This is a genomic window from Thiohalobacter sp. COW1, assembly GCF_016629505.1.
GTDB lineage: Bacteria > Pseudomonadota > Gammaproteobacteria > Thiohalobacterales > Thiohalobacteraceae > Thiohalobacter > Thiohalobacter thiocyanaticus_A.
Genome location: NZ_AP024239.1, coordinates 1,658,394 through 1,683,198 on the forward strand (window position 1 = coordinate 1,658,394; position 24,805 = coordinate 1,683,198).

A 24,805-nucleotide genomic window follows, 5' to 3' on the forward strand; every position below is an offset into this window, starting at 1 on the left:
CCCGGATTCCGTCCGACAGCGAGGTCGCATCAAGACTCCCTGGGCCAATTCCCTGCCTCGCTGTCCTGATGCTGCCAGCCGCGTTCAGAAATCGAGCTCGTAGCTCAGGGTGAAGGTGCGCCCGCGGCCGGCGAAGTACTGGTTGTCGCCGTCGCGTGCGGTCTGCGAGTAATAGGAGATGTACTCCTCGTTCAGCAGATTCTCGATGCCCAGGCTGGCCCGGCCTACCGGCAGGCGGTAGCTGAGCGAGGCGTCGACCAGGTCATAGCCGTTGAACTCGCGCAGGTTGGCGTTGGTCTGGTCGCTGAAGGTATTGTCGAAGTAATGGCTGAGCTGCACGTGGCTGGACATGCGGTCGTTCCAGTCCGCGCGCCACTTGAGCGTAAGACGCTCGGGCGCGACATTGAACCCGGTCAGGTCGGTGTCGACCTCGCCATCGCCGTCGGTGTCGGATTTGCCTTCGTTATAGCTGTAGATCAAATCCAGGCTGTGGGCCTCGTTGACCCGCAGGCTGCCGCTGACGTCGACGCCCTGGATCTCCACCTTCTCGCGCTTGCCAACGAAGGTCGTGCCCACCTGGGTCAGGCGCTCGCCGAAATCGGAGTCCGATTCGTAGTAGCTGATCTCCAGATCGAAGCGCTCGCCGCTCAGACGGGTGCCGATCTCGCGGTTGTCGGTCACGATCGGCTGCAGCTTCACCAGGGTATCCACGTCCTGACCCGGCGTGCTGATGCCGCGCAGCGCCCGGCCGACATCCGGGATGCCGAAGCCTTCGGAATAATTGGCGAACAGCTGGATCCTGTCCGTCGCCTGATACACCACGCCGAGGTTGTACAGCGGCTCCTTGAAGTCGGGACTGCCGCCATCGACCTGGACCAGGTCCTGGGTGACGTTGCTGCGGTCGATGGTGCTGTAATCGTCGACATCGAGTTTCGCGTATTCGTAGCGGGCTCCCGTGTGCAGTGACAACCCGTCCATGACCCGGATATTGCCCTGCACGAAGGCGGCGGCGTTGTGCAGGACCGATTCGGGCACATAGGTGCGCCCGGTCTGCGCCAGCACCTGTTTGGTGGTGTCCTGGAGCAGGTCGATGCCGGTGGTGAGCTTGAGACGGTCATCGAACAGGCCGGCGCGGGTCAGGGTGAACTTGCCGCCCAGCTTGTCCGACTCGGTGCGGGTCTGGTCGAGTTGGCTGTTGCCCATGGCATCCGTGTAGGGGAAGGCCGTCGGGTGGGTGCCGAACTGGGCGCGAAAGCGCTGATAGTAGAGCTGCGCCTTGAGCTGGTTGTCGCGCCAGTCTAGGTGCTTGTAGGAAAGGTTTGCCGTGGTTGCCTCGTTGAAGGGGGCGTCGTTCGGCGGGGTGGCCTCGCGCGAGGTGGTGGGGATGCCCCGGGTGCGGTCGCCGGCCACGGCGATATAGTCGTGATTGCTCTCCAGTTCGAAGCGGTTGAGGGAGAATTCCAGATTCTGGTTGTCGTCCAGCCAGTAGCCGACCTTGCCGAACAGATCAAAGCTGGTGGAGTCCTGGATCTCGCCCGAGATCTCGTCGATGCCGACGGTGCGGTCCTCGCCGTCGTAGAAGATGCCGCGCTCCTGCACCGAGGCCGCGGCCAGATAGTCCCAGTCGCCGCGCAGGCCGCTGACCTGGTAGTCCAGCTTGTAGCCCAGGCCCTCGGAGTGGAACTCGTTGTCGGCGGTCATGCGTACGGCGGCGTGCTGGTTGAGCTCACCGGCCTCGGCCCGCTTGGTCACATAGTTGATGATGCCGCCGGTCGCGCCCAGGCCATGCTCGGCGCTGGCACCGTGGATCACCTCGATGCGCTCGACCATGCTGAGATCGATGGTGTAGCCGTCGCGGGCGCTGTCGCGCAGCGGATTGGACTGGGGCACGCCGTCGATCAGGATCAGGGCATCGCGGCCGCGGAAGGTCTCGCCGGAATTGGTCAGCTTCTGCCGCCCCGGGGTATAGCCGGGGATCAGGTTGCTGAGGATCTGGCCGCGATTGGTGCTGTGCTGCAACTGCTCCTCGATCCGCTCGCGGCCGATGACGGTGATCTTCTGCGGCGTCTCCCCCTTGACACTGTTGCCGCGGGTGGCGGTCACCGCAATGGTGGACAGTTGCATCGCGCCCGCGCCGGATGCCGGCTGCAGCATCACCGTATCGGCATCGGTAAAGCGGAACTCCAGGCCGCTGCCGGCCAGCAGCTGGCGCAGGGCCTGCTCACGGCTGTATTCACCGTGCAGCCCGGGGCTGCGCTTGCCGGCGGTCAGGCTGGCATCGCTGGACAGCAGCAGCCCGGCCTCGGCGGCGAAGCGGCTCAGTGCCGTGCCCAGCGGGCCGGCCGGGATAGCGTAGCGCTGGGTGGCCTGATACTGGGCACCGGCTGCGTCGGGCGACGCGGCCAGGACGGCCGGGGACAGCGGGATCAGGGCAAGGCTGACAGCCAGGGCCAGCGGGCGGCTGCGGCGGTTGAGCGTTTGCATGCGGGACTCCTTGATTCGAATTGCGTTCTGAGAGGGTGGTTTTCCTCTCTGCCCCGCGAGCCGGAAAAAGGGGAACCGCATCGCAATGACACATGCTTAAGGTCATTGCGAGGAACGAAGTGACGCGGCAATCTCTGACCGGCTGATTTTGCGGTATGAGATTGCCACGCTTCGCTCGCAATGACAGCTGAGCAAGCGCCATCCGAACCGGATCGTGATTTTTTCTTGAGTAGGCATTGCACGCGCATTGAACTGTCTCAGCGCGCCTGTACGCTGACCCACCAGGGGGTGATGCGCGTCACCCGGACCGGCAGGCTGGCCTCCAGGGCCGCGAGAACGCGGTCGGTATCCTCCAGTGGATAGGCGCCGACCAGTTTCAGGTCGGCAACCCCGGCATCGCAGCGGATCACGCCCACCCGATAGCGCTCCAGTTCGGCGAGAAACGCGCCCAGCGCCAGGTTATCCGCCACCAGCATGCCGCGGGGCCAGGCCGCGTCCTGCGATGTCAGCGGCGTGCTCGCCGACACCTGCCGGCGGGTGAAGGTCCGCACCCGGCCGGCCGCGATCTCACTGGTCCCGGCGCCCTGCCGGGGTGTGACCGCGACCCGTCCGGCGCTCACCGCGACCCGGGCCCGGTGTTCCTCCAGCCGCACGCTGAAGCGGGTGCCCAGGGGCGACGCTGGGCCGTACGGTGTGTCGATGCGCAGCGGCCGCGGATCGGCGGCGGTCGCGAGATGGACCTCGCCGGCCAGCAGTTCCAGCCGGCGTAGCGCCGGGGTGTAATCCAGATGCACGGCCGTGTCGGTGTTGAGCCAGAGCCGGCTGCCATCGGGGAGTTCGATTTCGCGGATCTCGCCGGTGGCGGTGTGCAGCCGGGTCAGTCCCGCCGTCGGCGCCATCTGCCGCCAGGCCAGCCAGCCCACCGGTGCCACCAGGCCCAGCCCGACCACCCCCTTGAGGAAGCGGCGCCGACTGCGACCGGCCGCTTGCAGCGCCTGACGCGCCGGCTGCGCGGGCAGGCTGCGGAACTGGTGGTCGATTCGCTCCACCCGCGCCCAGGCCTGGCGATGCGCCGCACTCGCCTGCAGCCACTGCCGCCAGCGCTCGCGTTCAGTGGCGCTGACTTCCTCGCCCTGCAGACAGGCAAACCATTCGGCGGCCTGCTCCAGGGCGTCCATCGGGTCCACGCTGCTGCCTGCATGGCGTTGTGTCATGCCGCCAGATCCAGATCCGCCTGCAGGCATTGCAGCATGGCCCGGGCTATGTACTTCTTGACCATACGCACACTGACCCCGAACTCGGCGGCGATGTCGGCATAGCGCACGCCCTCCAGCCGGGACAACAGAAAGGCCTGGCGGACCTGCTCCGGCAGGTCCCGCAGGGCGGCATCCAGGCGATACAGGGTCTCCACAATGAGGTGATGCACCTCCGGCGAGGGCGCGAGCGCTTCCGGCTGCCGGCTCAGGGCGTCGAGATAGGCCTGTTCGATGTCACGCCGGCGCCAGTGGTTGGCCAGCAGCCCCTGGGCGATGCGGGTCAGATAGGCCCGCGGCGAATCGATCCGGCTCAGGTCCTCGTCGCGGCTGAGCAGCCGCAGGAAGGTATCCTGCGCCAGGTCAGCCGCGGTCTCGGAGCAGCCTGCTCGCCGACGCAACAGCTGCTGCAGCCAACTGTGATGCTGACGGTAGAAGTCCGCCAGATGCTGTTCGTAAGTCCATGACATGGCGCTGGTATCAGGTGTTGCCTATGACATTCCCAGCAGACTATACAATAAAAATAATCTAAATGATAATCGTTATTGTTAGTAGAAAGAGCGGGCAGCAGGACGGCAGCCGCCCCACCCGTCACATGGCCGTGCTGAAGGCCTGGCTGGAGCGCCACAAGGTACAGCTCTGCCGAGATGCAGCAGGAGCCACCTGAACTGATGGCAACTGCCGCTCCCGGCACTGACCGCAGCAACGCCGGCATGCACCCGATCAGGACCCGGTCGTCCGGATATCCTGTCCCTGCATCCGCCTGAGTTGCCTGGCGGCCGTGACCATGTTGCGCAGCGAATCCTCCACCTCGGGCCAGCCGCGCGTCTTGAGCCCACAGTCGGGGTTCACCCACAGACGTGCGGCGGGGATGCGCTGCGCCGCCTTGCGCATCAACTCGACCATCTGCGTCACCTCCGGACGGTTCGGAGAATGGATATCGTAGACCCCGGGGCCGATCTCGTTCGGGTAATCGAAGTCGTGGAAGGCATCCAGCAGTTCCATATCGGAGCGCGCCGTCTCGATGGTGATCACGTCAGCATCCAGATCCGCGATGGCCTCGATGATGTCGTTGAACTCCGAATAGCACATATGGGTATGGATCTGGGTTTCGTCCCGCACGCCGCTGGCGGCGATGCGGAAGCAGCGGGCCGCCCAGGCCAGGCAGCCCGTCCAGTCATCGCGGCGCAGCGGCAGACCTTCGCGCAGAGCCGGCTCGTCGATCTGGATGACGCCGATGCCCGCGGCTTCGAGATCGGTGACCTCGTCACGCAGCGCCAGTGCGACCTGCAGGCAGGTCTCCTCGCGCGGCTGATCATCACGCACGAAGGCCCATTGCAACATGGTCACCGGCCCGGTCAGCATCCCCTTCATGGGCTTGTCGGTCAGCGCCTGGGCGTAGCGCGCCCACTCCACGGTCATGGGGTGAGGGCGCACCACGTCGCCGAACAGGATCGGCGGCTTCACGCAGCGTGAGCCATAGGACTGCACCCAGCCATAGCGGGTGAAGGCATAGCCTTCGAGTTGCTCACCGAAGTACTCGACCATGTCGTTGCGCTCGGCCTCGCCATGCACCAGGACATCCAGGCCATAGTCCTCCTGCTGTCTGACCGCATAGGCGATCTGCTCGCGCATCTTGTCGTCGTAGGCCTGCGCGGTGATACGCCCGGCCTTGAAATCGCGCCGTACGGCGCGGATCTCGTCCGTTTGCGGGAAGGAACCAATGGTCGTGGTCGGAAAGGCCGGCAGGTTAAGTCGCTGATGCTGCACCCTGGCGCGTTCGCTGTAGGGGTGCTGGCGCTGAGACATGCGAGCGTCGACGCGCGCCATCCGCTCGCGCACCTCGGGCCGGTGCAGTCGCTGCGACCGCGCCCGGGAGTGGACCGCCGCATCGCTGGCCTGCAGGGCGGCCACGGCGGCCTCGCGACCACGGTCCAGGGCCTGTTTGAGCGCGCTGACCTCCTCGACCTTCTGCGTGGCGAAGGCCAGCCAGGACCGCAGTTCGGCATCCAGCCTGTCTTCCTGCCCCAGGTCCACCGGCACGTGCAGCAGCGAGCATGAAGGCGCGATCCACAGACGCTCGCCCAATGCCTCCCGCAGCGGCTCGAGGCGATCGAGCGCGGCGCTGAGATCGGTGCGCCAGATGTTGCGGCCGTCGACGCTGCCCACGGAGAGCACCTTGTGCGGCGCCAGCCAGTCGGCCACGGCAGCGACCTGTTCCGGGGCGCGCACGGCGTCGATGTGCAGGCCGGCGACGGGCAGGTTGGCAGCCAGACACAGGTTGTCCTGCAATGCACCGAAATAGGTGGTGAGCAGCAGCTTCACCGGAGCGCTCTGCAATCGATGATAGGTCGATTCGAAGGCCTTGTGCCAGGCGGCGGGCAGGTCCAGGGTCAGGATCGGCTCGTCGATCTGCACCCAGTCGGCGCCGAGCCCGGCCAGCCGCTCCAGCACCTCACCGTAGACGGGCAGCAACTGCTCGAGCAGCGCCAGGGGCGCCGCGCGGGTGTCCCGCGACTTCCCCAGCCACAGAAAACTCAGGGGCCCCAGCAGCACCGGCTTGACGGGGATGCCCAATGCCCCGGCCTCCTCGACCTGTTCGAACAGGTGCTCCGAGGACAGGGCGAAACGCGTATCGGTCTCGAATTCCGGGACCAGGTAGTGATAGTTGGTGTCGAACCACTTGGTCATTTCGCAGGCCGCGGCCGGTGTGCCGGTCGGGGCGCGGCCCCGGGCCATGCGAAACATCGTATCCAGATCGACCGGACCGCCCGCATGCCCGAAGCGGCGCGGCACGACGCCGAACATCACGGCATGGTCCAGGACCTGGTCATAGAGCGAGAAGTCGCCCACGGGAATGAGGTCCAGACCGGCCGCCTGCTGGAGCTTCCAGTGCCGCTCGCGCAGTTCGCGCCCGGTCCTGAGCAGAGTGTCGCGATCGATCTCGCCGCGCCAGTACTGTTCGGTGGCGAATTTCAGTTCGCGCCGATGGCCGATACGGGGAAAACCGAGATTATGCGTCGTGGTCATGGTGTCGTCTGCCTCTTGTTCTGAATGAGGCCGCGGAGTATGGTGCCCGACACTTAAATGAATCAATCTCAATATTTTCATTATTTAATTGAATTTTATTCATGACGATCGAGATCCGGCACCTCCGCACCCTCGCCGCCCTCGCGGCCAGCGGCAGCCTGGCGCAGGCGGCGGAGCGAGTGCATCTGACCCAGTCGGCACTGTCTCACCAGCTTCGCACCCTGGAGGATCACTACGGGGTGACGCTGCTCCATCGCGGCAGTCGGCCGATCCGCCTCACTCCGGCCGGCGAACGTGTGCTCGCGCTCGCGCAGGAAGTCCTGCCGGCGCTGGAGCAGGTCGAACACAGTCTGCTGGGAATCGCTGCCGGCCGAGTCGGCCGCCTCTATGTCACCATCGAATGCCATGCCTGCTTCGACTGGCTGCTGCCACTGCTGGAGGACTTCCGCCAGCGCTGGCCGGAAGTCGAGATCGACATCCGCACGCCGGACCACTTCGATGCCCTGCCCGCACTGATCGATGGCGACATCGACCTGGTCATCACCTCCGACCCCATCGAGCGGCCGAGGCTGGAGTTCCAGCCGTTGTTCGACTATCGCGCCCTCCTGGCCATGCCGACCGACCATCCGCTGGTTGAACGCGACTGGATCCGCCCGCAGGACCTGGCCGACCAGGCACTCATCACCTACCCCGTCCCGCAGCAGCGGCTGGATATCTTCACCCACTTCCTCGATCCGGCCGGTGTGACGCCGGCGCAGGTCCGCCAATGCGAACTGACCGCCGTCCTGTTGCAGCTGGTGGCCAGCCGCCGCGGCCTGGCTGCGCTGCCCGACTGGGTCCTGCGCCCGGCTCTGGAAGCCGATCGCCTGGCGGCCCGGCCGCTGGGCCCGCAAGGCATGGGCGGGCGCATGTACGCGGCCGTGCGGACCACCGAGGCCGAACTACCCTGGCTGGCAGACTTCATCGCCCTGGCGACGGCGGCCGAAAGATAGATCGCCACCCGCTTGAACCCCGCCCGATTATCTCCTATATTGGGCTTCACCTCCGGTGCGACCACTAGATATTGTGGTTGCGGCAACAGGGAACCCGGTGAGAATCCGGGGCTGTCGCGCAGCGGTATGGGGGAACGACGCCACAGGTGCAGCACGCACAGGCACTGTCCTTCGGGATGGGAAGCCGTGGCACAGGTGAACGGCAACCGCCGTTCGAGCCCCCGAGCCCGAATACCTGCCGGAGTGGATTCCGCACGAATCCATGCACCCGGGTCTCGCGCCAAGGCCTCAGGGTGGCAGAGCCGCCAGATTTCCCGATCCCGGCCCGCCAGCCTCGCCCGCGCGTCTCCCGCTGTCATCGACACACTGCCACCACGCAGAGAGGGGGAGAGCATGCTGACAACCACCACCGCAACCGAATCGCCGACGCCGGCGGCCGCCCGGCGGCCGGAACCGGAACCGCCGACGCCAACCGGCTACCGCGTCATCCGCCGCAATGGCAAGGTCACCGCCTTCGACCGCAGCAAGATCGCCATTGCCATGACCAAGGCCTTCCTGGCCGTGGAAGGCGGCACCGCCGCGGCCTCCAGCCGGGTCCACGAGACCGTCGAGCAACTGACCGACCAGGTCATCGACGCGCTGTTCGGACGCGTGCCGGGCAGCGGCACCGTCCACATCGAGGACATCCAGGATCAGGTCGAACTGGCGCTGATGCGCGCCAGCGAGCACAAGACCGCCCGTGCCTATGTCCTGTACCGCCATCAGCAGGCCGAAAGACGCGCCGCCGGGCGCGCAGCGAGCGCGGGCCGGCCGGCCGAGGACGAGGCCGTACTCACGGTTACGCTCGATGACGGCAGCACCCGGCCGCTCGACCTGGCCCACATCGAAACCCTGATCGAGGAGGCGACCGCCGGGCTCACGGACGTGGACACGGCCGCGGTGTTGCAGGAAGCCCGGCGCAACCTCTTCGACGGCATGCATGAGCGGGATGTCGGCCAGGCACTGGTCATGGCCGGGCGCATGATGATCGATCGCGAAGCCGACTACAGCCACGTCGCCGCCCGCCTGCTGCTCGACAACCTGCGGCGTGAGGCACTGGGCTTTGTCGGCGGCGGCAGCGCCCGGGTCACCCAGGCGGAAATGGCCACGCGCTATCCCGACTACTTCAAGGCCTGCATCCACCGCGGGGCGGAACTGGAACTGCTCGACAGCGAACTGACCCGCTTCGACCTGGATCGGCTCGGCGCCGCGCTCAAGCCCGAGCGCGATCTGCAGTTCACATATCTGGGTCTGCAGACCCTCTATGACCGCTACTTCATACACCATGACAAGACCCGCTTCGAACTGCCGCAGGCGTTTTTCATGCGTGTGGCCATGGGCCTGGCCAGCAACGAGATCGAGCGCGAGGCGCGGGCGATCGAGTTCTATGATCTGCTTTCCAGCTTCGACTTCATGAGCAGCACCCCGACCCTGTTCAACTCCGGCACCCTGCGCCCGCAGCTCTCCTCCTGCTATCTCACCACCCTTCCCGACAACCTCGACGGTATCTATTCCGGCATCCGCGACAATGCACTGCTGTCCAAGTTCGCCGGCGGTCTGGGCAACGACTGGACGCGGGTGCGCGGCATGGATGCCCACATCAAGGGCACCAACGGCAAGAGCCAGGGCGTGGTGCCATTCCTGAAAGTCGCCAACGACACCGCGGTGGCGGTCAACCAGGGCGGCAAGCGCAAGGGGGCCGTATGCGCCTATCTGGAGACCTGGCACATCGACATCGAGGATTTCCTGGAACTGCGCAAGAACACCGGCGACGAGCGCCGCCGCACCCATGACATGAATACCGCCAACTGGATCCCCGACCTGTTCATGAAACGGGTGGCCGAGGCGGCCGAGTGGACGCTTTTCTCACCCGACGAGGTGACCGATCTGCACGATCTCACCGGCCGGGAATTCGAACAGCGCTACACGGAATACGAAGCGAAGGCCGCGCGCGGCGAGATCCGTGTCTCGCGCCGGGTCCAAGCTGTGGAATTGTGGCGCAAGATGCTGTCCATGCTGTTCGAGACCGGTCATCCGTGGATGACCTTCAAGGACCCCTGCAACCTGCGCTCGCCGCAGCAGCATGTCGGCGTCGTGCATTCCTCCAACCTGTGCACCGAGATCACACTGAACACCTCGGATGACGAGATCGCGGTATGCAATCTCGGCTCCATCAACCTCGCGCGCCACGTCGGCGCCGACGGCCTGGATCCGGACAAGCTCGAACGCACCATCGGCACCGCCATGCGCATGCTCGACAACGTCATCGACTACAACTACTACTCGGTCCCGCAGGCGCGACGCGCCAATCTGCGCCACCGCCCGGTCGGGCTCGGCCTGATGGGGTTTCAGGATGCCCTGTATCAGCTCGACATCCCCTATGCCTCGATGGAGGCGGTGGAGTTTGCCGACCGCTCCATGGAAGCGGTGTCCTTTCATGCCATCAAGGCCTCGACCGACCTGGCCGAAGAGCGCGGCCGCTACCCGAGCTTCGACGGCTCGCTGTGGAGCCGGGGCATACTGCCCATCGACTCCCTCGCCCTGCTGGAGGAGGGACGCGACGGCTATCTGGATGTGGACCGCGAGTACACGCTGGACTGGGACAGCCTGCGCGAACGCGTCCGTCGCGTGGGCATGCGCAACTCCAATACCATGGCCATCGCCCCGACGGCGACCATCTCCAACATCTGCGGCGTGGGGCAGTCGATCGAGCCGACCTATCAGAACCTGTTCGTGAAATCCAACCTCTCGGGCGAGTTCACCGTCATCAACACCTACCTGGTGCGCGATCTCAAGGCGCACGGCCTGTGGGACGAGGTGATGGTCAACGACCTCAAGTACTACGACGGTTCGGTGCAGAAGATCGGCCGCATCCCGGAGGCGCTCAAGGCGAAGTACCTGAGCGCCTTCGAGATCGATCCGCGCTGGCTGGTCGAGGCTGCCGCCCGTCGGCAGAAATGGATCGACCAGGCCCAGAGCCTGAATCTGTACCTGGCCGAGCCCTCGGGACGCAAGCTCGACAACCTCTACAAGCTGGCCTGGGTGCGCGGGCTGAAGACCACCTACTACCTGCGTTCCATGGGGGCGACCGGGGTGGAGAAGCACGGCGCGGCGCCGGTCAGCGGCAGCATCACGGCAGCAGGCAGCACCGGCGCCGAAACCGCCAGCGCCTGTTCGATCCTCGACCCCGACTGCGAGGCCTGTCAGTAGGCGGGGAAACCCGCGCTCATCTCTGCCCGGCGCCATTGCGAGCGGCACGCTGCGCGCCTCGCAATGACGCAACATCACATTACGCAATTGCCCGAAAGAGGAGAACACGATGCTCAACTGGGACGACCCGCTCACTCAGGCTGGCCCGCAACACACGCCGCCGACCCAACCCGGCAAATTCAATCCTCAACCGGGATCGGCACACCCCGCCGGCACGGCGTCGGATGCGCATCCCGCCCCCGTCGAAGGTGCGCATGCGCGCACTACCGACACGGCCCTGCCCGGCATCACCCCCAGCGACCTCAAGCCGATCAATCCGGAAGACAAGCGCGTCATCAACGGCCACACCGACATCAATCAGCTGGCGCCGTTCAAGTACCCCTGGGCCTGGGACTATTTCATCAATGCCAACAAGAATCACTGGACACCGCTGGATATCGGCATGGCGCAGGACGTGCACGATTACCACTATTCCCTGACCTCGGAAGAGCGCCACGTCTACGAGAATGTTCTGGCCTACCTGACCACTTCCGATATCCTGGCCATGCGCAACATCGGCCTGGCGGTGATGGAGAAGATGTCGGCGCCGGAGTTGCAGATCTACCAGGCCCGCCAGGTGTACGAGGAATCCCTGCACACCTGGACCTATCAGCACTGCATCGAGTCGATCGGCCTGAACCAGGGCGAGATCTACAATCGCTATCGCGTCATCCCCGAGCTCAACCACAAGATCCGTATCGCCAATCAGCGCCTGGACACCGTGATGCGGCCCGATATCGATCTGCGCGAGCCGCAGGCCCTGAACGACTTCGTCATGGCCTATGTGTTCTTCGCCGCGGTGTTCGAGGGCACCTGGTTCTACAACGGTTTCTCGCCGGTGTTTGCCCTGCAGCGACGCGGCCTGATGAAAGGCACGGCGGAGCAGCTGCAATACATCATGCGCGACGAGGTCCTGCACGCCTCCTTCGGCCTGCGCGTGGTCAAGCAGATCCTGCATGAAGAAAACATCCGACTCGATCCGCAGGCGGTGCGCGAGATGTGGGACGAGGCCGAGGCCGCCGAAACCGCCTATGCCCGGTTCCTGCTGCCCGAGCCCATCCTCGGTTATTCCGCCGACGCGCACATCGAGCAGTTCCGCTTCATCGCCAATCGCCGCGCCCGCAAGCTGGATCTGGACGACCCCTTCCCGGGCGCGGAAAACGCCCTGCCCTGGCTCGACGAGCAGGCCAATCTGCGCAAGGAGAAAAACTTCTTCGAGACCCGGGTCACGGAATACCAGACCGGCGGCGCCCTGAACTGGGACTGACGGTCTACGCCTGTCCCATGGCGGTGGCAGACGGATGTCTGCGACACCGGGCCGAATGAACCGCTAGGCGTACAACCGGCTGTACAGTCCACCCGCTTCGATCAACTCCCCGTGCCGGCCCTGCTCCACGATGCGGCCGGCCTCGAACACCAGCACGCGGTCGGCGCGGCGCACCGCGCTCAAGCGGTGGGCGATGATGAGCACGGTGCGTCCGGCCAGGAATTCCTCCAGGTCGTCGAGCAGCCGGGCTTCGGTCTCGGTATCGAGCGCGGAGGTGGCCTCGTCCAGGATCACCAGCTGCGGATCGCCCAACAGCATGCGGGCAATGGCCAGGCGCTGACGCTGGCCGCCCGACAGGCGCACGCCCTGGCGGCCCAGTTCGGCATCGAGCCCGCCCGGCAGCTCCCGTACCACCTCCGCCAGCTGCGCCCGCTCCAGTGCCTGCCACAGCTGCGCATCGTCATACTCGCGCCCGAAGGTGAGATTACCGCGCACGCTGTCGTTGAAGATGGCCGGGTGCTGCAGCACGGTGGCGACATGCTCGCGTACGACATCCAGGCCGATATCGGCGACCGGCACATTGTCGAAGCGGATGGTGCCGGCCGTGGGCTGATACAGGCCGAGCAATGCCTGTACCAGGGTGGACTTGCCGCCGCCGCTGGCGCCGACCAGCGCCACCCGCTGGCCGGCCGGGATGTCGAGACTGATGCCGTCCAGAATCGGCTCTTCATCACGATAGGCGAAATGCAGATCCTCGATGCGTACGGCCACGCCGCGCTTGTCCGTGAAGGGATTCTTCCGCCCGGCATAGCCAGGCTCCGCGCGCAGGCCGAGGAAGCCGTTGATGCGCTCCAGCGCGGCACGGGCGCCGTAATAGGCATACTGGATGCCGAGGATGTCCTGCACCGGCGTCATCATGTACCAGAGGTAGGCGAACACCGCCATCATCTGGCCGATGCTCAGGTCGGAATACACCACCATCAGCATGCTCGCGGCGCGGAACAGATCGAACCCGAGCAGGAAGATGAAGAACGACAGCCGGCCGGCAGCATCGCTCTTCCAGGAAAAGGCGGCCGAGTCGCTGCGCACGCGCGCGGCCCGATCGATCACCCGCTGCAGGTAATGCTGTTCGCGGTTGGCCGCGCGGATCTGCTGGATCGCATCCAGGGTCTCGGTCAGGGCACCCTGGAACTGCTCGAAGGCCTGGTTCTCGCGCCGCTTGAGGTGCTTGACCCGGGTGCCGAGCTTGACGCTGAACCAGATCACCATCGGGTTCAGGAACAGGATCAGCAACGCCAGCTGCCAGTGCAGCCACAGCAGCACCGCGGTCACGCCCACCAGCGACAGCACTGCGATAAGGAACCTGGCCACCGCCATGCCGATGAAGTTGTCGATCGAATTCAGGTCGGTGACGAAGTAGGAACTCACCGCACCGCTGCCGCGGGTCTCGTATTCGCTCATGGAGATGCGCCGCAGCCGCTGCAGCAGATCGCGGCGGATGACGAACACCACGTCCTTGGCGATCAGACTGAACTGGCGCGTCTGCCATACGTTCAGCAACACCGAGACGAAGCGCAGGGCGACGGTGAGCAGCAGGATGGCGCCGATGTGAAGCACCGGCCCGTGCCAGGCGGACGGGAACAGCTGGTCCATCCAGCCCACCAGCGTACCCGGCTGTTCCAGCAGCACCTCGTCGACCAGCAACGGAAGCATCAGCGGCAGCGGCACGCTGGCCAGCACCGCCAGCACGGCGATGGCATGGGCGGCGACGAGCTCGCGGCGATGGCGCAGGACCAGCGCCAGGACCCGGGACCAGTCGTAGCCGGCGGTGGCAGAGTTATGGGTAGTCATGCAGCGTCCACAGGGCAGGCGACATCATCGATTCTACCCCATGTCCCTGGCCTGGACCGCCGTCAATGCGGCGCCGGCACGGCCAGCCCCAGCCGCTGCCGCGCCACCTTCGCCATCTCCACCAGCACGGGGCGGATCTGTGCCTTGCCGGTGAGCGGTTCGGTGAAGGGAATCCGGCCCAGGACCCGGCCCTGGTCGGTGTGATATTCCACCGACATCGCATCGCGGTCAATGTCCAGCAACCGCGCCGCGGTGGCTGCCTGAACCCCGAGGAAGGCATGCACATAATTGAGCACGGCATCGGCATGATCCTCATTCATGTGTTCGATCATGCGCGCCTTCTCCTCGGCGGCGAGAAAGTCGGTGTCCGTCTGCGTCTGGCTCATGCTGTCGCTCCTTTACCTGTCACTATGAATTGATCGCCGAAGGCCACGCCGCCGGCGTGGTCGGCGCATCGGCCCTGTCCGTCTGCGGCCGGGCGATCAGCACCGGCTGTTCCGGCACGGTGGGATGCGGCAGACGCAGCAGCGGGATGCCGAACACCTCGCTAAGGAACGCCGGCTGCATGACCTCGCCCACTGGCCCCTGGCGCCGGAGCCGGCCCTGCTGCAGTACCGCCACCCGGTCGGCATAACCGGCCACCAGATTGAGATCGTGCAGAATGGCCAGCACCCCGATGCCCTGCTCACGGGCAAAGCGGCGCGCCACCCCGAGCACATGATGCTGATGCACCAGATCCAGCGCCGAGGTCGGCTCGTCCATCAGCAGATAGCGCGGGCCCTCCGTTGCCGGCTCCCAGATCTGGGTCAGCACCCGCGCCAGCTGCACCCGCTGGCGCTCACCGCCGGACAGGGTGGTATAGTCGCGCCCGGCCAGATGCTGCACATCGGCGGCGGTCAGCGCCGCGTTCACGATGTCGGAATTGTGCCCGGCCGGGGCGCCGGCATGCGGGCTGCGGCCCATCGCCACCACCTCGCGCACCCGGAAGGGAAAGTTGAGGCTGGAGTGCTGCGGCAGTACCGCCCGCATCCGCGCCAGACTCCGGTGCGGCCAGTCGGCCAGCGCCCGGCCATTGATGCCGATCCGCCCCGCGGCCGGCGTGGTCTCTCCCGCCAGACATTTCAACAGGGTACTCTTGCCGGCGCCGTTGGGTCCGATCACCGCCAGCACCTCGCCGGGGGCGAGCCGGACACTGACGCCGTGCAGCAGGGCGCGCGCGCCGGCGTATACCGAAATGTCGCTGGCCTCAAGATTCATAATCCGCTCCGGTTGCGATAACGCAGCAACAGCCACAGGAAGAAGGGGCCGCCCAGCAGCGCGGTGATGATGCCGATGGGCAACTCGGCCGGCGCGACCAGGGTGCGCGCCAGCAGGTCGGCCAGCAGCAGCAGGGCCGCACCGAGCAGGGCGCAGGCCGGCAGCAGCAGGCGATGATCCGGACCGAACCACAGCCGCAGCAGATGCGGCACCACCAGGCCGACGAAACCGATCAGCCCGGCGAAGGCCACCGCGCCGCCCACCGCCAGCGCCACCAGCAGGATCAGCACTGTCTTGATCCGCTCCAATGGAAAGCCGATATGGCCCGCCTCGGCCTCGCCCAGCAGCACCGCATTGAGTGCCGGGGCGAAGGCCGGAATGGCCAGGATCGCGATCAGGCAGGCCACGGCCACCAGCGCCACCTGGTCCCAGGTCGCCCCGCCGAGGCTGCCCATGGACCAGAAGGTCAGGGTGCGCAGCTGGGCATCGTCGGCCAGGTAGGTCAACAGGCCGGTCGCCGCGCCGGCCACGGCATTGATGGCGATGCCGGCCAGCAGCAGGGTGGCGACGTCGGTGCCCGAATTGCCGCTGGCCAGGCGATAGACCAGCAGGGTCGCGCCCAGGCCGCCGGCGAAGGCCGCCAGCGGCAGCGCCACCATGACCGAATCCTCCAGCACGCCCTGCAGCAGGACATCACCCAGAACGATGACCAGGACCGCGCCCAGCACCGCCCCGCTGGAGACGCCGATCAGGGCCGGGTCGGCCAGCGGGTTGCGGAACAGACCCTGCATCGCCGCGCCCGAGACCGCCAGCGCGGCGCCCACCAGCATGCCCAGCACCATCCGCGGCGCCCGGATGCCCATCAACACCGCCTGCTGGTTGGCCTCGTAACTCCAGGGCAGGCTCAGCCCCAGGCCGTCGCCCAGAATGGCCAGCACCTGCAGCGGGGCGATCGCCACCGCCCCCTGGCCCAGCGCCAGCAGCGTCACCAGGCCAAGCAGCAGCGTCAGCCCCAGCAGCGGCCAGAGCAGGTGCCGGCCGGGACGCCGGTCCGCTGCCTCCCGGGGCTGCGGCGGGCGGGTCGCCGCCGGTACACCGCGCCGCAGCACCCGCGCCTCACTCATGCGCGGTCCCCGCCAGGTCCAGTTCCGGATGCAGCAGGGTCGCCAGGTCTTGCAGGGCCTGCGGCTGGCGCGGCCCGAACCCGAGCAGATAAAGCCCGTTCATGGTGACAATGCGCCGCTGCCGGCCCGCCGGGGTCAGCGCCACGCCGGGCATCTCCAGCACCCCCTCGACACCGCCCAATTGCTGCAGGGTGGCATCGGACATCAACAGGATCTCGGGCGCGGCGGCGACTATGGCCTCGGCGCTGATGGGTTTGTAGCTGGCGAAGCCATCCAGCGCGTTGTCCGCCCCGGCCAGGCGGATCATGGTAGCGGCCGCGGTGTCACGGCCTGCGGCCAGCGGCGAGCCCCGGCCGATGTCGAGCAGGAACAGCACCCGCGGCCGGGCCTCGATCCCGGCCAGCCGCTGTGTCACCCGCTGCTGGTGCGCGACGATGCGTCGGGCCAGCCGTTCGCCTGCGGCCTCGAGTCCCAGGGCCGAGGCAACGCCGCGCACCTTGTTCGCGATCACCCCGGGCTCGGGCCTGTCGGGCAGGCGCACGACCGTCACCCCGGCCTGACGCAGCTGCTCGATCACATCGGCCGGACCCGCCTCATGCGTGGCCAGTACCAGGGTCGGTGCCAGCGACAACACGCCCTCGGCGGAAAGATTGCGCTGGTAGCCCACCTGCGGCAGCGCCTGCGCGGCCTCCGGCCACAGGCTGGTGGTGTCCACCCCGACCAGCCGCTCGCCGGCGCCCAGGGCATAGACGATCTCGGTGATCGAGCCGCCGACGCTGACGATGCGCTGCGCTGACGGTTCAGCCGCCGTGAGCGCACCCGCCCGCATGCACAGCGCCAGCAGCGTCAGCGCCAGTGCCTGTTTGAGTGTCATCATCTGCATATCGCCTTCCTCTGCCGCCATCCGCACCGCTGCCTTCAGGCACGGGGCGCGGTGGAGTCCTCGTCCTGCCATTCGTCCATACGTTCGTCCACTTCCCGACGTTCGCTGCGATGACCGACGTCGTTGAGATGGCGCACCTTGTCCAGGTTCTCGCCCTCGATGACAAAGGCCTTGGCAAAACCCGCAACATAGGTGGCCCGCAGCGGATGCAGCCGATACAGATGGAAATCCTTCAACTCCCGCAGGGTGTCGATCAGGGTGCCGAACTTGCCGGCGAAATGTTCCAGCACGGGGCGGAAGGTTTCATCATGACGATCCACCTCCCGGGCCTCGCACTGGTAGGTGACGCGACGGCGCGCGAACAGATGCTTGCTGTCGGATTCGTTCTCGATGAACAGCACGCTGACTTTGCCGTCCTCCCTCAGATTGCGGGTATGCGAGGCCAGCTCACTGACGAAGATGAAGAAGTCGTTGCCCTGGCGGACATAGGCCGCATAGCTGGCGTTGGGCTCGCCCTCCGGGCTGACGGTGGCCATCAGCAGGGATTCGAAATGCTGCGAGAATTGTTCGTACTCGCTGCGCACGACTTCAAGGTCTGGTTTGGATGCAGCCATGGTGTCTTCCTCCGGATCTCAATGTTTGTCAACAGTGGTTTTTCGCCGTGCCGCGGTCAGCGCCATGAGCATGATGCCCGAGCCCATCAGCCACAGCGCCGGCGGCAGCGGCACGGCCCTGACCTCCCAGCCGATGTCCTGCAGACCGGCATAGTCCAGATCGGTCGGATACTGGCGCATCCCGGCTGGAGTGGATGGATCCAGCAGGGTCTCCTGCGGCTGACCGGCGTAATGTCCGGTCACGCCCTCGGCCCAGTGGGCGCCGCCGACGGGCACCGGCCCGCCATAAGCGGCCATGGCGGCGGCGCCCAGGAACAGCCCGCCCTGCTGCTGCGCGGCCCAGGAATCGGCCGGGCCGTAGCCGAGGATGTGACCCAGTTCGTGCACCGCCGTGGTCAGAAAGTCACTGCGGCTGGCATCCAGGCCCGCCTCGGTCGCGCCCCAGTGCCAGCTGGCATCGCTGTTGAAGGCTATGGCGCCGCCCCAGACGCCATAGTCGGTGGCGCCGGGACCGTACGTGTTGCTCTGGCCGCGGCTGGTGACGGCGTCGACGAACCCGGCCGAGCCGGACACGCCCTCCAGGGTCCCGGTGGTGGCATAGCCCAGTACGCCCGCCCCCATGGCCGCGCCGCCGACAAACACCCGCAGTGTATCGGCCGCGACGAACAGATTGTCTTCCCGCACCTGGCCGCCGCCCAGGTTGGATGGGTTGTGAAACCACACACTCCAGTGGTCGTCCACGCTCGGCGCGATGGGCGCCAGGCTGTCCCGGACCCCGGCGAAGAAGCCGGCCGCCTGCTCGAGTCGGTCGCGACGTTCCTGCGCAGAGAAAAAACCCTGGTCGTAGCGATAATCGAACTGAATGGTCAGGGCCTGGGTGGAACTGCTGGCCACAACGCCGAGCAGCAGTGCCGTGCGAATCAGTGTTCGTCTGTATGTGTTCATCGTCTTCCTTTCATGAGGTTCCTGCATCCCGGCCTGCGGGCTGTTTCGGTCAACGCGGGCCCCCGCCGTCACCCGCAACGGCTTCAGAACTGCAGACTCAGGCTCACTTTCACATTGCGCCCCACTGCCGGCAGCGTACTCAGGTGCGGCCGGTATTCCTTGTCGAACACATTGTCGACACCGAGATTGAGTTGCATGTCGTCCACGGCCTGCGGGACCAATGGCAGCCAGGTCAGGTACAGGTCATGCACACTGTAGCCCGGCGTCTCCGGCGCGCCCGTGGGCACGCGGTCCTGGCGCTGATGGAAGGCTCCGCGCCACCCCACTGACACGCCCCAGGATGCGATATACTTGCGCAGATTGAGCGTAAGCGAATGGCCGGGGATCCCGGACAGCGGCTCGCCGTCGGTCCGGTTGTCGCCATGGGTGACGGTCAGCGCCAGGCTGGCATCCAGGTCCAGCGTGGGCGAGTAATAGTCCGCCTCCAGTTCGGTGCCGCGGATACGCGCCTCGCTGATATTGTCGAAGGTGCTGACCGTGGTGGTGACGATGCTGTCGATGAAATCCTCGTACTCGTTGCGATACAGACTGGCGCGCAGCCGCAGCCGATCGCGCGGCTCGAGCAGGTCATTGCGGCGGATGCGCACCCCCGCCTCCAGGCCATGGGCGAGGCGCTCCGGGTCCAACTCCGGATTGGGCTGGAAGTTGTTGGCGCCGAAGTGATTGCCGGAAATGTAGAACTCCTGGAAATTGGGCGCGCGGAAGGCCTGGGAATAGTTCAGGGTCAGATTCATCCAGTCAGTGGCCTGGTAGACCAGCCCGAGCCTGGGCGAGACATGATTCGCCGTGGTCTCATCAGCCACCCCGATCGCCCGGGCCCGATCGGAACGGCTCTCGTAACGGTCATAGCGCAGACCGGGAATCAGCACCCAGTCACCGAGGCGGGTACCATCCAGGTCGATCTCGTCCTGGAGATAGATGCCGACGAAATCGGCCATGGCATCGGGGAAGGCATCATTGCTGCTAGTTCCCTCACGGCTGCTCATCCGGTCGCGATAGTATTCAAGGCCGTAACTGAAGCGGTGTCGGATGTCGCCGCCGTGTTCCAGGCGCGAGCTGTTGCGCAGTTCCAGGCCGCGGGTATCGAAATCGATGGCATCCAGCCGGCCATTGGTTCCGATGCGTTTTTCCCGCAGCGTCTGCTCGGTGTTGTAGGCGGACAGGTCGAAATTCAGCCAGGGGTCGTCCGGGCGCTCGTAACGCCAGGTCAGGCGATCGATGCTGACCTCGGTCTCGCGATCGGTCAGCACAGCGGTGGCCGAGGTGCGGGTATCGGCCTGGGCCGGAACCTCGCCGGTATCGAAGCTGTACTGACGGGACAAACTGATGTGCTGAAACGGGGTCGGCGTCCACTTGAGCTTGGCCAGGCCGGCCCAGCTGGCCTCGGCGGAATCGTCCAGCACCTCGCCGCCACCGAGGCGGATGTCATCCGCGCTGCGGCGTGTCACGCTGGCCAGGTATTCCAGCCCGCCGCCGACATCCAGCCGGCCGAAGGCAATGCCCGTGCCCAGCTTGTCGCTGTTGGCGTCCTGGAAGCCGGTCTTCAAGCGCACACCGAAGCGATCGCCCGGCATGAGGAAGTCCGAGGCATCCTTGGTGGTCATGGCGATCACACCGCCCAGCGCACCGCTGCCGTACAGGGCCGAGCCGGGACCTCGCATCACCTCCACGGACTTGAGCAGTTCGGGTTCGATGAACACCCGACCCTTGTGGCCGGAGGTGAAGTTCTGCCTGGCGCCGTCCACCGTGATCAGGATGCGGCTGCCGCTGAGACCACGAATGTTGGGCTCTTCGGCCACGGCGCGCGGTCCACCGCCGAAGCTCACCCCGGGCACGTCCTTGAGGGCATCGCTGAGTTTCTGCACCTGCTTGCGCTCCAACTCCTCCAGGCCGACGCGGCTGACCGCCTCCGGAGTCTCGAACAACGAGCGCTCGGTCTTGGTGGCGGTCACGCTGATCTCGTCCAGCGCATAGGCATCGCCCTCGGCGCGCACGCCCACGCCCGGCAGACACAAGCAGACCCCGCTCAGCCAGACCAACAGCCGGAACCGCGTTGCGCCAGTCATTGCCCTGCCCGTCACGGAGCGGCCTGCAGGATGATGTAGGGCCGGAAGTTGTCCGCGCTGCAGGCGCCGCTGCTGGACTCCGCGTCGCAGAACACCGCGACCGGGATGGAACCGTTGTCGGCGCGCAGCACCGGATAGGCCTCCTGACTCAGGGCCAGGCCTGCCCCGGTAGTGCCGGCGTTGACCCAGTGCTCGACATGCGCCGTGATATCCACGCTGTGCCACTGCCCGGTCGTCGCCTGAGTCAGGGTGGCGACCGGGGCGCCGGTCTCGTCGATGTCGGCCCAGTCGATGGCACCGGCCTCATCCCAGTTGCGGGTCTGCAGCAGCACATCGGTCTTGACCGTGGCCGTGCCCGGGGTGAAGGGATTGTCTGCATCCGCATCGCCTGGGCAGGCAGCGACCAGACCGCCGAGTTCGCACACGGAATACAGCCACAGGGTCGCGGTGTAGGTGCCGGGACCGCCGGCCAGCGCCGCGGCGTTGAGCAGACTGTCGTCGAAGTCCAGCAGCGCCTTGCCGCCGTGTTCCGAGGAATGGTTCCAGATGTTGAAGCCACCACTGTCGCCGGTGGCATCGGCCTGATTGCCTAGGAACTCGTAGACATAGGTGTCGCGGGTCGTCGGCCAGCCCACCAGCACCGCCAGACCGTCGCTGCCGCTTGCCCCGCCATCGTCCATCACCGTAAGCGAGGCATTGTAAGTGCCCGGCAGGGTGTAGGTATGGGCCGGTGGAACGGCGACGAAGGCATGGGCGCTGCCGTCGCCGAAGTCCCAGTCGTAGCCGGTGATGGCACCGTCGGGATCGCTGCTGGCCGCGCCGGTGAAGGTCACGGCCAGCGGCGCGGCGCCCTGCAGGCGGTCAGCCTGCGCCGCGGCGGTCGGCGAGGCATTGTCGGAGGCATTCACCGTCACGGCGGCAGTGTCGGTAGCGCTGTTGCCGCTGTCGTCGGTCACGGTGAGGGTGAAACTGTAACTGCCGGCCGACAGCACCAGCTGCGGCTGGGCCACATCGTCCGGATCCGCGCCGGTGCCGATCCAGACATAGCTGACGATCTGGCCGTCCGGATCGGCCGAGGCCGAGCCGTCCAGGGTGACGGTGGTGGAATTCTCCCCGCTGGCCAGCTGCAGCGTCTGATCGGCGCCGGCATCGGCCTGCGGCGCCTGCGCGCCGGGCTGAGCCACGGTGATGGTCCTGCTGACCGTGGCCGCGGCCGCAACACCGCGGGTATCGGTGACAGTGAGGCTGGCGGTGTAGGTGCCCGCCTGGGTATAGGTATGGGCGGGGTTGCGCACCTGCGCCGTGCCACCGTCGCCGAAATCCCAGTGCCAGTCGGCCGTGCCCTCCACCCCTTCGGCACTGCCGGTGAAATTCACCGTCAGCGGCGCCGTGCCGGTCAGGCTGTCGACCTGGATCCGGGCCTGCAATTGCTGCGCGCCGGGCTGGGGGATTTCAAAGCCCGGGGTCAGGGAAACATACCGGAAGGCGATCGTCCCGGGCTCGGCATCGCCCTCGTTGCGGCCGTAATAGCCCAGCATCTGCAGCGCGAACTCGATGCCGTCGCTGCTGCGCACCACCCAGGTATCGTCGGCGGGGCGCAGTACATGCCCCTCCGACCCATAGTAATCATACCAGCCCAGGATGGGATCGCCGTCGCTGCCGTCGGCCGCAACCACCACACCGCTGCCCTGGGTGAGCAGGGCATAGGCGGCCTCGTCGGGATTGAGGTGACTGCGATCCACTTGGTCATTGGCCAGACAGTAATCGGCCTTGTCCGCATCGTCGTGTCCGGACGCGCAGACCGAGAAAAACAGATTGTCGCCGAGTTTCAGCAACTCGATATCGGATAGCTCGTTCAGGGAGCGGTCGCTGACAAAACCCGTGGCGGGCGCGGCCATGACATCGAACAGTGCGGTATTCTGCAAGCCCGCCGCTGCGACGCCGGCAGTGCCGCTGACACCGCCGTTGAGCTTGACCCTGAACCGGTTGAACGCCAGGTCCCATTCGGTATTGGCCTGAGGGTCCTGGAGGGTGACGACGCTGTAGGTATCCAGGTCATAGTAGACCCAGACGTCATTTTTCGTGGCGTCCAGCACCTGCACCGCTGCGCCATCGGCATCGAAGTAGGCATTGTCAGGCAAGGCCGCAGCTTCGGCCGGGGACAGTGCCTCTGACTCGGTATCCTCAAGGCCGCTGTCAATGCAACCGACAAGCAGCAGTGCCAGTTGCGGGGCAACAAGCCATCGCATCTTCATCGTCATCATCAGTCGTACGCGTGTTTGTCTTTGATTAATTGAGGCGGGCGCCTGCGACGACCGCGCCATTGCCTACGGCTGCCGTCATGCCCCGCCAGCGGCCCTCCCTAGCCACTGCTCGCATCCATGCGACTGACTGGGGAGGCTTATGCCGCCACGGCCTGCCTGCGGCGGCGGGCGACGCCGACCAGACCGACCAGACCGGAGCCGAACAGCCATACAGCGGCCGGCACCGGCACGGCCGAGACCTGCACATCGACATAGGGATGGAAATTCGCATCGGCGTAGTCACTGGACAGGAACTGCGCCACGGCCATCGAACCGGCATCGTTGCGCACCACCGGATAGGCCTCCTGGGACAGAATGATGCCGTCGCCGGTGCTGCCATTGCTGCGCCATTCCTCTACCAGGGAGGTGATATCGATGCTCAGCCACTGATCAACCGCATTGCTGATGGTGAAGTCGGCGTATTTGCCACCTTCGTTGATGTCACTCCAGGCCAGACCGGCATCGTCCTCGCCCCAGGCACCGTTCTGCGCCAGGACATCCGTGGTAACGGCGGCATTGGGTTCACCGGCGCAGGCACTGACGAAACCGCTCGTATCACAGACGGAAAACAGGTTCAGCGTGGCGGTGAAACCACCGGCGGTAAGACTGGGCAGATAGGCATCGAGGCCATCGAAGTCCATCAGGCCGCGCATGCCATGATTGGATTCGTGATTCGCCACCAGGACATTGCCGCCGGGCTGATTGCCGAGGAACTCATAGATGTAGGTATCCGCGGTCGCGGCGAAGCTCACCGCAGCGGCATTCGTGGACAGACCGACCGTGACGGACGCCAGCAGCAGGGATTGCAGTTTGTTCATAATCGAGACTCCTTCGCTATGTTTGTTGTTACGGTTATTGCTTGCGTGTCGGTGAAGGCTGGCTGGCCACGCCGCAACGGCGTGGTAGCTGGCAACCCGGGATTGACGCCAGGACGCGATGCATCGCGGCAGAGCGCGAAGCACAAACACGTGCCTGCGCGCTTCCGAAGCCGGAAACACGTCAGTCCTGTCTATCGCTGGCTGCCTTGGCCCGGACGGGCGAGGTGGCTGGCTCGATTGCCCATACCGGCAATCATTCCCGCCGGGGCGGCGGGTGGCACCGGGCGGCGTTTGCGAGGCGGTTAGTAACAAAACCGGAGCCTGAAACACCGTACCGGGCCGGACAATAAAGTTAATGATAATTGTTATTGTTCGTATGTCAACCCCCCCGGGGAGCGTAGCTTATTGATCGATGGTCCGGATTGCTGAAAAAGTCGCACCGTAGCTAAGTACAGCCCGGGGCCACACGGGGATTGACATCTTAATGATAATCGTTATCATTACGATCCATGCGAGGTCGACCGTTGCAGCGTCAGGCGTTCGCAGCGCCACTCCCGGCTGCACCGAGCC

At 66.0% G+C, this 24,805-nt stretch carries 17 protein-coding genes and 1 riboswitch; of the genes, 3 read left to right on the top strand and 14 right to left on the bottom strand.

The genetic code is table 11. The features are described from left to right. Nucleotides 1–84 precede the first annotated feature (84 nt). The 4 genes from COW1_RS07690 to metE form a co-directional block, all read right to left on the bottom strand. Nucleotides 85–2,484 (bottom strand): TonB-dependent receptor, encoded by a 2,400-nt coding sequence (locus COW1_RS07690; protein WP_201345926.1) that lies wholly within the window; start codon nucleotides 2,482–2,484, stop codon nucleotides 85–87. A gap of 257 nt (nucleotides 2,485–2,741) precedes the next feature. Then, nucleotides 2,742–3,698, bottom strand: coding sequence for a FecR domain-containing protein (locus COW1_RS07695; protein ID WP_197703007.1), 957 nt, complete (start codon nucleotides 3,696–3,698; stop codon nucleotides 2,742–2,744). Then, nucleotides 3,695–4,207, bottom strand: coding sequence for a sigma-70 family RNA polymerase sigma factor (locus COW1_RS07700; RefSeq protein WP_201345927.1), 513 nt, complete (start codon nucleotides 4,205–4,207; stop codon nucleotides 3,695–3,697). Before COW1_RS07700 ends, COW1_RS07695 begins: the two co-directional genes overlap by 4 nt. Before the next feature lie 253 nt (nucleotides 4,208–4,460). Continuing rightward, nucleotides 4,461–6,767 carry a 5-methyltetrahydropteroyltriglutamate--homocysteine S-methyltransferase gene (metE, locus tag COW1_RS07705; protein ID WP_201345928.1) on the bottom strand — a complete coding sequence of 769 codons (2,307 nt, stop codon included), beginning with the start codon at nucleotides 6,765–6,767 and terminating at the stop codon, nucleotides 4,461–4,463. 101 nt (nucleotides 6,768–6,868) lie between these two features. Between metE and COW1_RS07710 the strand changes: the two genes are divergently transcribed. The 3 genes from COW1_RS07710 (at nucleotide 6,869) to COW1_RS07720 (ending at nucleotide 12,314) form a co-directional block, all read left to right on the top strand. After that, a complete protein-coding gene (locus COW1_RS07710; protein WP_096365564.1) occupies nucleotides 6,869–7,759 on the top strand; it encodes a LysR family transcriptional regulator in 891 nt (296 codons plus the stop codon). Between the two features lie 36 nt (nucleotides 7,760–7,795). Beyond that, nucleotides 7,796–8,017, top strand: a riboswitch (cobalamin riboswitch). Nucleotides 8,018–8,155: 138 nt separating this feature from the next. Continuing rightward, entirely contained in the window at nucleotides 8,156–11,008 is a 2,853-nt protein-coding gene (locus tag COW1_RS07715; RefSeq protein ID WP_370590902.1) for a ribonucleoside-diphosphate reductase subunit alpha, read from the top strand. Nucleotides 11,009–11,117: 109 nt separating this feature from the next. Further along, nucleotides 11,118–12,314: a ribonucleotide-diphosphate reductase subunit beta gene (locus tag COW1_RS07720; protein ID WP_201345930.1), complete on the top strand. Its 1,197-nt coding sequence runs from the start codon at nucleotides 11,118–11,120 to the stop codon at nucleotides 12,312–12,314. Nucleotides 12,315–12,377: 63 nt separating this feature from the next. On the opposite strand, the gene COW1_RS07725 is transcribed toward COW1_RS07720, so the two are convergent. The 10 genes from COW1_RS07725 to COW1_RS07770 all read right to left on the bottom strand — a co-directional run bounded on the left by COW1_RS07725 (nucleotide 12,378) and on the right by COW1_RS07770 (nucleotide 24,235). Continuing rightward, nucleotides 12,378–14,165: an ABC transporter ATP-binding protein gene (locus tag COW1_RS07725; RefSeq protein ID WP_201345931.1), complete on the bottom strand. Its 1,788-nt coding sequence runs from the start codon at nucleotides 14,163–14,165 to the stop codon at nucleotides 12,378–12,380. A 62-nt stretch (nucleotides 14,166–14,227) separates the two neighbouring features. Further along, nucleotides 14,228–14,551: a DUF2470 domain-containing protein gene (locus COW1_RS07730; RefSeq protein WP_096365556.1), complete on the bottom strand. Its 324-nt coding sequence runs from the start codon at nucleotides 14,549–14,551 to the stop codon at nucleotides 14,228–14,230. Between the two features lie 22 nt (nucleotides 14,552–14,573). Then, nucleotides 14,574–15,422: a heme ABC transporter ATP-binding protein gene (locus COW1_RS07735; protein ID WP_096365554.1), complete on the bottom strand. Its 849-nt coding sequence runs from the start codon at nucleotides 15,420–15,422 to the stop codon at nucleotides 14,574–14,576. After that, nucleotides 15,419–16,546, bottom strand: coding sequence for an iron ABC transporter permease (locus COW1_RS07740; protein WP_096365552.1), 1,128 nt, complete (start codon nucleotides 16,544–16,546; stop codon nucleotides 15,419–15,421). Before COW1_RS07740 ends, COW1_RS07735 begins: the two co-directional genes overlap by 4 nt. After that, nucleotides 16,539–17,423 (bottom strand): hemin ABC transporter substrate-binding protein, encoded by an 885-nt coding sequence (locus tag COW1_RS07745; RefSeq protein WP_201345932.1) that lies wholly within the window; start codon nucleotides 17,421–17,423, stop codon nucleotides 16,539–16,541. Before COW1_RS07745 ends, COW1_RS07740 begins: the two co-directional genes overlap by 8 nt. A gap of 41 nt (nucleotides 17,424–17,464) precedes the next feature. Next, nucleotides 17,465–18,043 (bottom strand): HugZ family protein, encoded by a 579-nt coding sequence (locus tag COW1_RS07750; protein WP_096365547.1) that lies wholly within the window; start codon nucleotides 18,041–18,043, stop codon nucleotides 17,465–17,467. Nucleotides 18,044–18,061: 18 nt separating this feature from the next. Next, complete coding sequence (locus tag COW1_RS07755; protein WP_197703006.1) at nucleotides 18,062–18,988, bottom strand: hypothetical protein; 927 nt, start codon at nucleotides 18,986–18,988, stop codon at nucleotides 18,062–18,064. Between the two features lie 83 nt (nucleotides 18,989–19,071). After that, nucleotides 19,072–21,114: a TonB-dependent hemoglobin/transferrin/lactoferrin family receptor gene (locus COW1_RS07760; RefSeq protein ID WP_096365544.1), complete on the bottom strand. Its 2,043-nt coding sequence runs from the start codon at nucleotides 21,112–21,114 to the stop codon at nucleotides 19,072–19,074. An 11-nt stretch (nucleotides 21,115–21,125) separates the two neighbouring features. After that, entirely contained in the window at nucleotides 21,126–23,369 is a 2,244-nt protein-coding gene (locus COW1_RS07765) for a PKD domain-containing protein (RefSeq protein ID WP_172844257.1), read from the bottom strand. Between the two features lie 146 nt (nucleotides 23,370–23,515). Then, the gene (locus tag COW1_RS07770; protein WP_096365540.1) at nucleotides 23,516–24,235 is read right to left on the bottom strand and encodes a DNRLRE domain-containing protein; all 720 of its coding nucleotides are present in this window, start codon (nucleotides 24,233–24,235) and stop codon (nucleotides 23,516–23,518) included. Nucleotides 24,236–24,805 lie beyond the last annotated feature (570 nt).

Coding starts and splice junctions, on each gene's coding strand:
- COW1_RS07700 (WP_201345927.1), bottom strand. CDS start 4,207: ATGTCATGGACTTACGAACAGCATCTGGCGGACTTCTACCGTCAGCAT.
- COW1_RS07710 (WP_096365564.1), top strand. CDS start 6,869: ATGACGATCGAGATCCGGCACCTCCGCACCCTCGCCGCCCTCGCGGCC.
- COW1_RS07735 (WP_096365554.1), bottom strand. CDS start 15,422: ATGAATCTTGAGGCCAGCGACATTTCGGTATACGCCGGCGCGCGCGCC.
- COW1_RS07750 (WP_096365547.1), bottom strand. CDS start 18,043: ATGGCTGCATCCAAACCAGACCTTGAAGTCGTGCGCAGCGAGTACGAA.
- metE (WP_201345928.1), bottom strand. CDS start 6,767: ATGACCACGACGCATAATCTCGGTTTTCCCCGTATCGGCCATCGGCGC.
- COW1_RS07690 (WP_201345926.1), bottom strand. CDS start 2,484: ATGCAAACGCTCAACCGCCGCAGCCGCCCGCTGGCCCTGGCTGTCAGC.
- COW1_RS07745 (WP_201345932.1), bottom strand. CDS start 17,423: ATGATGACACTCAAACAGGCACTGGCGCTGACGCTGCTGGCGCTGTGC.
- COW1_RS07765 (WP_172844257.1), bottom strand. CDS start 23,369: ATGAAGATGCGATGGCTTGTTGCCCCGCAACTGGCACTGCTGCTTGTC.
- COW1_RS07730 (WP_096365556.1), bottom strand. CDS start 14,551: ATGAGCCAGACGCAGACGGACACCGACTTTCTCGCCGCCGAGGAGAAG.
- COW1_RS07720 (WP_201345930.1), top strand. CDS start 11,118: ATGCTCAACTGGGACGACCCGCTCACTCAGGCTGGCCCGCAACACACG.
- COW1_RS07770 (WP_096365540.1), bottom strand. CDS start 24,235: ATGAACAAACTGCAATCCCTGCTGCTGGCGTCCGTCACGGTCGGTCTG.
- COW1_RS07695 (WP_197703007.1), bottom strand. CDS start 3,698: ATGACACAACGCCATGCAGGCAGCAGCGTGGACCCGATGGACGCCCTG.
- COW1_RS07755 (WP_197703006.1), bottom strand. CDS start 18,988: ATGAACACATACAGACGAACACTGATTCGCACGGCACTGCTGCTCGGC.
- COW1_RS07760 (WP_096365544.1), bottom strand. CDS start 21,114: ATGACTGGCGCAACGCGGTTCCGGCTGTTGGTCTGGCTGAGCGGGGTC.
- COW1_RS07725 (WP_201345931.1), bottom strand. CDS start 14,165: ATGACTACCCATAACTCTGCCACCGCCGGCTACGACTGGTCCCGGGTC.
- COW1_RS07740 (WP_096365552.1), bottom strand. CDS start 16,546: ATGAGTGAGGCGCGGGTGCTGCGGCGCGGTGTACCGGCGGCGACCCGC.